Source organism: Streptomyces sp. NPDC059851 (assembly GCF_042732005.1).
Classification (GTDB): domain Bacteria; phylum Actinomycetota; class Actinomycetes; order Streptomycetales; family Streptomycetaceae; genus Streptomyces.
Genome location: NZ_JBHWJJ010000239.1, coordinates 1 through 6,429 on the forward strand (window position 1 = coordinate 1; position 6,429 = coordinate 6,429).

Here is a 6,429-nt window from a genome sequence, read left to right on the forward strand (position 1 = left end):
CGGCGGCACCGCGGGTGCTGTGTCCCGTCACGGCACCCCCGTGACGGGACACCGCCACGCCTTCCACCACACGCACCGCCAGCGGGCCCCGAGACCTGCGACAGCTCCTGCGCGATCCCGTGCCGGCCGTCCCCGCCACCGGCGGCCCGGCGAGGCCCCGCCGCCGTCACCGTCGGGACGTACACCAGCGGCCACCAGCGCGTTCTGCCGCCGGCCCGGCCCGGCCCGACCGCGCACGCCGCCGCGCGCGTCGAGGACACGGACCCGTCCACCCCGGCGAGGACCTTCCGGACCGTCGGTACCGCGCTCGAAACCCTCGTTCCCGTGCTCCGTCACCTTCCCGGGGATCGACGGCTCGGCGCGCGGACCTCGCCCGTCCTCCCTACAGTGCGAACCATGAGTGCCTCCCCGGAGCGGACCGGGGGCACCCGGAACCGCTTCCTGGGCCGGGTGCCCGACGCGTACGCCGCGTTCTTCGGAGCCCTCGGTCTGGTCTGCGCCGTCCTGGCGCTCTCCCCGACGCTGCGCCACCTCCTGCGGCACGTCGTGTGGTTCCTCGACGCCTTCGTGGTGCCGGTCAGCGCGAACCTGGCCTACGCCGTCTTCCTCTTCCTGCTCGCCGCCGCGCTCGGCACCCGCAAGAAGGTCGCCTGGTGGATCGTCGTCACCTATCTGGCCCTGCTGATCCTGGTCGACCTGCTGATCATGATGGAGGGGGACCTCTGGGTCGGCGGCCCCTCCCTGGCCATTGCCGTCGCCGCCCTGGTGGTCCTGGTCGCCGCCCGCGGGGAGTTCTACGCCGCCTCCCGCCCCGGAGCCTTCTGGCGGGCCCTGCTCGTGCTGGGGCTCGGCCTGCTCGCCGCCGTCCTCCTCGGCTGGGGCCTGGTCGCGCTCTTCCCCGGCACCCTCCCTTCGGACCAGTGGCTCGACTGGGCCGCCAAGCAGGTCTTCGGTGGCCTGTTCTCCGCCCGCGAGTTCGACGGCGACCCGCCGCGCCCCCTGTACTTCCTCCTCGGCCTCTTCGGCGCCCTCGCCCTGTTGAACGCCGCCGCCACCCTCTTCCGCTCCCAGCGGCTGACCGCCGCCCTGCACGGCGACGAGGAACCACGGATCCGCGCCCTGCTCGGGGCCTACGGGCGCAGCGACTCGCTCGGCTACTTCGCCACCCGCCGGGACAAGGCCGTCGTCTTCGCCCCCAACGGCCGGGCCTGCGTCACCTACCGCGTCGAGGCGGGCGTCTGCCTGGCCAGCGGCGACCCCGTCGGCGACCCCGCCGCCTGGAGCCCGGCCATCGACGCCTGGCTCGGCGTCGCCCGCCGCCACGGTTGGCAGCCCGCCGTGATGGGCGCGTCCGAGGACGGCGCCACCGCCTACGCCCGCTCCGGGCTCAGCGCCCTCCAGCTCGGCGACGAGGCCATCCTCCACGTCGCCCGATTCGACCTCGACGGCCGCGACATGCGCGTCACCCGCCAGGCCGTCAACCGCGTCCGGCGGGCCGGCGCCACCACCCTGATCCGCCGCCACTCGGCGCTCACCGAAGAGGAGATGCAGCGGATCATCGACCGTGCCGACACCTGGCGCGACACCGAGACCGAACGTGGGTTCTCCATGGCCCTGGACCGGCTCGGGGACCCCGCCGACGGGGACTGCCTCCTCGTCGAGGCCTTCGACGAGGAGGGCGAGCTGATCGCCCTGCTGTCCTTCGTCCCCTGGGGCAGGGACGGCATCTCCCTGGACCTCATGCGCCGCGACCCCAACGCCCCCAACGGAGTCATGGAGTTCATGGTCGCCCAGCTGTGCGCCGCCGCGCCAGGCCTGGGCGTGCGCCGGATCTCCCTCAACTTCGCCGTGTTCCGGTCCGCGTTCGAGGAGGGCGGCCGGATCGGCGCGGGCCCGGTGCTCAGGCTGTGGCGCAGGCTGCTGCTGTTCTTCTCCCGCTGGTGGCAGTTGGAGGCCCTGTACCGCTCGAACGTGAAGTACGGCCCCGAGTGGTACCCGCGGTTCCTCTGCTACCAGGACGCGGGTTCGCTCGCCCGGGTCAGCCTCGCCTCCGGCATCGCCGAGGGCTTCGTCTCCGTACCCAGCCTGCGCAAACTCTGGGGCAAGGGACACGCCAAGGGCCTCACCGCTCCCGCCACCACCGAGGGGCTTCCCTCGCTCGACGCCCTCGGCCTGGAAGGCGCGGAGGAGGCGCAGGCGACCGTGCCGGCCGAGCGGCTCCCGGAACAGGTGCGGGTCCGGCACGACAAGCTGGAGCGGCTCCGCGCCGCCGGCGTCGACCCCTACCCCGTCGGCATCCCGCAGCGCACCCACACCGTCGCCGCCCTAAGGGCCGCCCACCCCGGCGCCCCGCCCGGCACCCGCACCGGCGAGCAGGCCTCCCTCGCCGGCCGGGTGATGCTCGTGCGCGACCTCGGTGGCGTCGTCTTCGCCGTCCTGCGCGACTGGTCCGGGGACCTACAGCTGATGTTCACCCGCGACGAGTCCGGCCCCGACGTCCTGGACTCCTTCACCTCCCGCGTCGACTTCGGCGACCACGTCCTCGCCACCGGCGAGATCGGCACCAGCAGGACCGGCGAGCTCTCCCTCGTCGTCTCCTCCTGGCTGCTGACCGGCACGTGCCTGCGTCCGCTCCCCGACAAGCGCAAGGGCCTCGCCGACCCCGAAGCACGGGTCCGGCGCCGCTACCTCGACCTGGTCGCCAGCCCCGCGGCCCGGGACGTCGTACGGGCCCGCTCGGCGGCCGTCCAGGCGCTGCGCCAGGGGCTGCTGGACCGCGGTTACCTGGAGGTCGAGACACCGATGCTCCAGCAGATCCACGGCGGTGCCAACGCCCGGCCCTTCCGCACCCACATCAACGCCTACGACCTCGACCTCTACCTGCGCATCGCGCCCGAGCTGTACCTGAAGCGGCTGTGCGTCGGCGGCCTGGAGAAGGTCTTCGAGATGGGCCGCACCTTCCGCAACGAGGGCGTCTCCTACAAGCACAACCCCGAGTTCACGATGCTGGAGGCGTACCAGGCCTTCGCCGACTACGACGTGATGCTCGACCTCACCCGCGAACTGATCCAGGGTGCGGCGACCGCCGCGTTCGGCACGCCGATCGCCCACAAGGCGGGTCCCGACGGGAAGCTCGCCGTCCACGACATCTCCGGTCCGTGGCCGGTCAAGACGATGTACGGGGCGATCAGCGAGGCGCTCGGCGAGGAGGTCGACGCGGACACCGCGCAACACGTGCTGCGCCGGTTGTGCGACCGGTCCGGGGTGCCGCACGCCCCCGACGACACGCGGGGCGACGTGGTGCTGGAGATGTACGAGCGGCTGGTGGAAGAGAAGACCACGCTGCCCACCTTCTACAAGGACTTCCCGACCGACGTCTCCCCGCTCACCCGGCAGCACCGGCGCGACCCGCGCCTCGCCGAGCGCTGGGACCTGGTGGCCTTCGGCACCGAACTGGGCACGGCCTACTCGGAGCTGACCGACCCCGTCGAGCAGCGGCGCCGGCTCACCGCCCAGTCGCTGCTGGCGGCGGGCGGCGACCCGGAGGCGATGGAGCTCGACGAGGACTTCCTGGACGCACTGGAGTACGCGATGCCGCCGACCGGCGGTCTGGGCATCGGCGTCGACCGGCTGGTCATGTTCCTCACCGGTCGGACGATCCGCGAGACGCTGCCGTTCCCCCTGGTGCGGCGCGGCTGAACGGGTGAGGGGAAGGGGGCGCGTCCGCGCCCCTCGGCATCCGCGACCATGTCGTTGGTACGTAGTAATGATGAAAAATGACGAGCCGACAGTAGGGCGGCGCGTGATCCTGCGCACCGCCGTCTTCCTCGGAATCGCCGCCGCCTCCGGACTCCTCGCCGCTGGAGAGGGCGGACTGCCCGCAAGCCCGCCCGCGGGCGGCGGGCCAGGCGCAGGTGCAGGCCCCGGCGCAGGCTCCGCCTCCGGCCCCGGGCAGCCGGGCCACGGCGGAGCCGCCGGACCGGGCGGCGTCCGCTCCGTACGGCCGCAGACCCCGGGCCGCACCGCCTACCGGCTGAGCCCCATGACCGCCGAGGCACCGCTGCGCCCGCCGACCGCCAGGCCCACCGTGCGCACCCGGCCCATCCTGGAACTCCCGCCCGCGGCGAGCACGGGCAGCGCCATGGTGCTCACCTTCGACGACGGCCCCGACCCCCGCTACACCCCCGCCATCCTCGACACCCTCGCCCGGTACGAGGTCCCCGCCCTCTTCTTCGTCTGCGGGGAGAAGGCCGAGGAGAACCGGGACCTGCTGCGCCGGATGGCCGACGAGGGCCACGTCATCGGCAACCACACCTGGTCCCACCCCCGGATCCCCCGGCTCAGCCGGACCGGCCTCGCCCGTGAGATCGCCTCCACCAGCGAGGTCGTCGAGAAGACCGTCGGAGCGGCACCGGTGTGGTTCCGGGCACCCTACGGGGCCTGGAACCGGGCCGCCTTCGAGATCGGCGCCGAGCTGGGCATGGAGCCGCTCGCCTGGACCGTGGACAGCCTGGACTGGACGGAGCCCGGCACGCCGGTGATCGTCTCGCGCGTCCTGCAGGGCGCCGCCCCCGGCGTGATCGTGCTGAACCACGACGCCGGCGGCGACCGCTCGCAGAGCGTCCGCGCCCTCGACGCGTACCTGCCGCAGCTGCTCGCCCGCGGCTACAGGATGACGCTGCCCGCGCTGCCGCCGGGTTGAGGGCACGGATCCACCGCGGGGCGGGCGGGTGCCGGTGGGAAGTGCTGGAGGGTGCTCAGCGGGCTTCCACCATGCGGGCGAAGACGACGACGTTGCCGTCGTAGCCCTTGGCCTTCGAGTAGCCGCCGCCGCACGTGATCACCCGGAGCTCCGGCCGCCCGGTGTCCCCGTACACCCGGGACCCGGGGAAGGTGTCCTTCGAGAACACCTCCACGCCGTACACCTCGAACACCGCAGTGCGCCCGTCGTAGCGCTCCACCTCGATCCGGTGGCCCTTGCGCAACGAGCCCAGGCCGTAGAAGACCGCCGGCCCGGTGGCGTTGTCGACGTGGCCCACGATCACCGAGGAGCCGCGCTGGCCGGGCGAGATGCCGTTGAGGTACCAGCCGGCCAGGTTCGATTCCTCGGCCGGCGGTGCGTCGACCCAGCCCTGCGCGTCCAGGCCCACCGTCATCACCGGCGCGTCCACCCTGATCGCCGGAATGCGGATGCGCTGCACCGACGAATGGTCCAGCTCCTGCACGGGGGCGGCCGGATCGGCCGGTGCGGACACGCCCGGCGCCGGCGCCTCGGAAGCGGACACCGCCGCGGCGGCGGTCGGCTGCGGCGGACCGTCCCCGACGTCCGCTCCGTTGCGGATCATGGCGAGGCCGCTGAGCATGACCAGCGCGAGCACACCCCAGGGCGACCATCTCCTGCGCGGCAGCTCGCTCTCGTCCTCGGTCATGGCTCTCCCTTCCCGACGCGGGGGTCCCGACCCGCGTTCGCGTCCCACCCCGGTACGCCCTTCCCCCGCACGCTAAGGCCACCCCCGCAATACGGCGATCGGTGACGGGCGAACGGGTGGCGCGGCCCGCGTACGGGCGGCGGGCCCGACGGGGTGCGCCCATCCAGGTATTCATCACATAAACAGCTGACGGGTCGTGACCTGCGGATCCGTCAGACGACGCGCACACCTCCCGGCGTGTCGCTCAACCGTGCGGCGCAAAGCCGGACGTGCGCTGGTTGCGGGCCGACCCGAGGGTCGTGGTGGGAAGGCGTTCTCGTCGATCATCCCGGGCGAACCGCTCCGGGGCGCTTCCCGCTGGAGGTTCCACCATGCGTGTTCTGCGCGCTCTCACCGTGGCTGCTGCGGCCTGCGCCACCATCGGCCTCAGCACGCCGTTCGCCGCGGCGAACAACGACCCGGCGAGCAACATCCCGGCGAACAACAACCCGGCGAACAACAACCCTGCGGGCGGCTCGCCGTCGGGCGGCGGCAACGGCCCCAGCAACGTCACGGTCGTCCCGTACTCCGTGCACCAGGGTTCCAACATGCGGGTCAGCGCGGCCGGCTGCCTGCGGGGCGGCACGGTCTGGTCGCCCAACAACTTCCAGCAGGAGCGGCTGTCGGCAGGGCCCATCGGGCACGCGACCGTCCGGATCTTCAACCACGCCTCGCCGGGCAACCACACGCTGTCGGTCAAGTGTGACGACAGCAGCCTGGTCGCCACGCACCGCTTCACGATCCTCGAGGGCAGGGGCGCGCAGGGCGGCCTCGGCGGCTCGATCGGCCCGTCCGCCGCCGAGACCGCCATCGGCTCCGGCCTCGTGGGCGCCGCGGCCCTGGGGGCGGGCGCACACGTGCTGCGCCGGCGCCGCCCGGCCCGCAACCGGGCCTGATGACCGGCCGGCCTCCCCGGTCGCAGCCCCCGAGAACCGCCGGTCGCCCCGGACCTGGCCAGGAC

4 protein-coding genes are annotated in these 6,429 nt (G+C 73.4%); 3 read left to right on the forward strand and 1 reads right to left on the reverse strand.

Annotated features, from left to right (window positions below; all coding sequences use genetic code 11):
* Positions 1–396: 396 nt before the first annotated feature.
* Positions 397–3,699, forward strand: coding sequence for a bifunctional lysylphosphatidylglycerol synthetase/lysine--tRNA ligase LysX (gene lysX, locus ACFV7Q_RS38090; protein ID WP_385435531.1), 3,303 nt, complete (start codon positions 397–399; stop codon positions 3,697–3,699).
* Between the two features lie 70 nt (positions 3,700–3,769).
* The gene (locus ACFV7Q_RS38095; RefSeq protein ID WP_385435534.1) at positions 3,770–4,702 is read left to right on the forward strand and encodes a polysaccharide deacetylase family protein; all 933 of its coding nucleotides are present in this window, start codon (positions 3,770–3,772) and stop codon (positions 4,700–4,702) included.
* A gap of 55 nt (positions 4,703–4,757) precedes the next feature.
* On the opposite strand, the gene ACFV7Q_RS38100 is transcribed toward ACFV7Q_RS38095, so the two are convergent.
* Entirely contained in the window at positions 4,758–5,429 is a 672-nt protein-coding gene (locus tag ACFV7Q_RS38100) for a class F sortase (protein ID WP_385435532.1), read from the reverse strand.
* A 371-nt stretch (positions 5,430–5,800) separates the two neighbouring features.
* Between ACFV7Q_RS38100 and ACFV7Q_RS38105 the strand changes: the two genes are divergently transcribed.
* A complete protein-coding gene (locus ACFV7Q_RS38105) occupies positions 5,801–6,364 on the forward strand; it encodes a hypothetical protein (protein WP_385435533.1) in 564 nt (187 codons plus the stop codon).
* Positions 6,365–6,429: the final 65 nt, after the last annotated feature.